The 2,077-nt window shown below is 41.6% G+C and carries 3 protein-coding genes; 1 reads left to right on the top strand and 2 read right to left on the bottom strand.

The genetic code is table 11. The annotated features are described in order from the left end of the window. The coding region (locus OQ5_RS0112310; protein ID WP_016777780.1) for a CHC2 zinc finger domain-containing protein at positions 1 to 1,437 on the bottom strand (1,437 nt) is incomplete at its 3' end. Further along, on the bottom strand, positions 1,428 to 1,610 hold the full coding sequence (locus OQ5_RS0112305; RefSeq protein WP_016777779.1) for a SymE family type I addiction module toxin: 183 nt from the start codon (positions 1,608 to 1,610) through the stop codon (positions 1,428 to 1,430). The genes OQ5_RS0112310 and OQ5_RS0112305, both read right to left, overlap by 10 nt. 159 nt (positions 1,611 to 1,769) lie before the next feature. Between OQ5_RS0112305 and OQ5_RS0112300 the strand changes: the two genes are divergently transcribed. Further along, a partial coding sequence (locus tag OQ5_RS0112300) for a helix-turn-helix domain-containing protein (protein ID WP_044107839.1) occupies positions 1,770 to 2,077 on the top strand: 308 nt, incomplete at its 3' end.

The following is a 2,077-nucleotide window of genomic DNA, read 5'->3' as shown; positions in this document are numbered from 1 at the left end:
GTCTTTGCATTTGGATTGGGTTGGTAAATCGGGCGTTGGGTCGTTGTCTTTGGGGTTGTTTGTTTCTAAACCATTTTCCCGGTGTTCTTCCAGTAAATCGCAAAGCTGTGAAAGGTCGTTTTCTATTAAATCGCTCCTTAAATCAAGCTTTTCGGCTGCTTCTCTTGCTTCTTTCCTTGTCTGCTTTTCTTCGTATAAATCTAATCTGCAGCGGTATTTTAAGCCTGTTTCCAAGTGCTGTACATCGAGGCTTATCAGCATTTTGTCAAGGCTCCGGGGCAGGCCGCCTTTGACGATGTAGCGGGCGGTTTGAGTCTCGTAAATGATTTTGTTGGGGTTGTCGGTGTTTAATGGCGATGGCAGTTTAAATTCTTGTGCCGTGGCTTCTCTCTTTTCAGTTAAAGAAGTTTCAAATGAAGAAAAAGTTTCCCCGCCTAAGTCGGGACAGGTAATATCTGTTACAGGTTTCCGGTCATTGATTAGCTGCAAAAGGCAGTCTTTATCGTATTTTACAAAAAGGGAGTTTACATCTTCTTTTTCGGGTGTGGCAATGGCTGTTACCTTCACATTGGGTTTTATCTGTTGCATGATTTCGCTTACATGCTTTATTCCGTCCAAACCGCCCTGATCGCCATCAAAGAATATGATTACCTCTTGCAGCTTTGGCAAATTCTTTACTGCTTCCTGCGCTTCTTTTATAAAGGCAAGGTTGCCAAAGCAGCTTAGTATTTTAAAGTGTTCGGTTATTTCAGGAACTTGTAAAAGGGTGGCTGCATCTATGATGGCCTCGGTAAAGATTAGTATTTCGGTATCTTCATCCGGATAGCAGGGGTACAGTCCCCGGCGGTTCTCGCTGTAATAGTGTTTGCCGTATTCCAGGCTGTAACCATTGCTTTCTGTTATCCTGCGCCCGTAAAGGCTTACAATATTTCCGTTTTTGTCTTTGAGCGGGAAGGTGATGCACTGTTTGAGTTTTTTCCATTTGTTGCCGGAGTTAAAGCTGATTTCCTGTACATGTTCCAAACCACGTTGCTTTATGTATTCCAGTGCCTTAAAACTGCGCTGGCTGGATGGCGTTTCGGGCGAAAGGGCTTTTTGCTGGTCGGCAAAAAGGGTTTTAAAATCTTCTTTCATAATGCTTTCTTTCGGGGTTTCTGCTTTGGTGGCTGTGGTGGGCATTTCGTTAATGAGTGCTTTGGCTTTTAGTATGGCCTCATGTTTCGTGCACCCTTCTTTGTCCTGGATAAACTGTATTACATCGCCCGTTTTGCCACAGGCAAAGCAGTGGTAAGTACCTGTTTCAGGGTAAATCTTGCAGCTTGGTTTGTCGTCTTGGTGGAAGGGGCAGCGGATGTGGTAGTTTTTGTCGGCCTTGATGCCGTAATATGCCAGCAGCTTTAATATGGGCAGCCTTTGTTTGATGTCGTTTATTTCCATTTCTCAATGATTTTGATGGTGAGCCCTTCGTTTTCGGGTGTTATCTGTACCAGGTCGCCGATGTCGAAACCCAAATTTTGCAGCCAAAGACCTTCCAAAGTCAGTACCGGGGCTTCGCTTACCCTCCTTTGGGAGCGGCAGAGGCGTATTTTGCGGTGGTTTTGTTGTGCCATGAAAAAAGTTTAAAATTTATTCTCCGTTCATTTATGACCCAAAAATATAATATCTGACTTTTAAATCAAAATATTTATGGTTTTTATTTTTAATAAATGAACCGTATTTTTGTGTTTATAGATAAATTAAGGCTTTTTAAAGTCATAAATGACCGAAAAATGAATAGTTTTGGAAAAAAAATACGTGAGTGTAGGGATGCAAAAGGGCTTTCTCAAAGCGAACTTGCACGGCAATTAAATACTAATCATTCTATAATTGGTAAATATGAACGAGATGAAGTAAAACCAACTATTGATGTAGTCAAAAAAATTGCCCAGGTGCTTGATACCACAGTTGGTTATCTGTTGGGGGAAACAGAAGATTTAAATTTGCTAAAAGACCCGGCAATGTTGAACAGGCTAAATGAAATTGGACACTTACCGGCACATGACAAAGAATGCATCCTTTATACTATTGATGGATTATT

Source organism: Anaerophaga thermohalophila str. Valhall (assembly GCF_000250735.1).
Lineage (GTDB): Bacteria > Bacteroidota > Bacteroidia > Bacteroidales > Marinilabiliaceae > Anaerophaga > Anaerophaga thermohalophila_A.
Note: the sequence above shows the minus strand (reverse complement) of the source record. Positions and strands in the feature narration are given on the sequence as shown.

Coding starts and splice junctions, on each gene's coding strand:
- OQ5_RS0112305 (WP_016777779.1), bottom strand. CDS start 1,610: ATGGCACAACAAAACCACCGCAAAATACGCCTCTGCCGCTCCCAAAGG.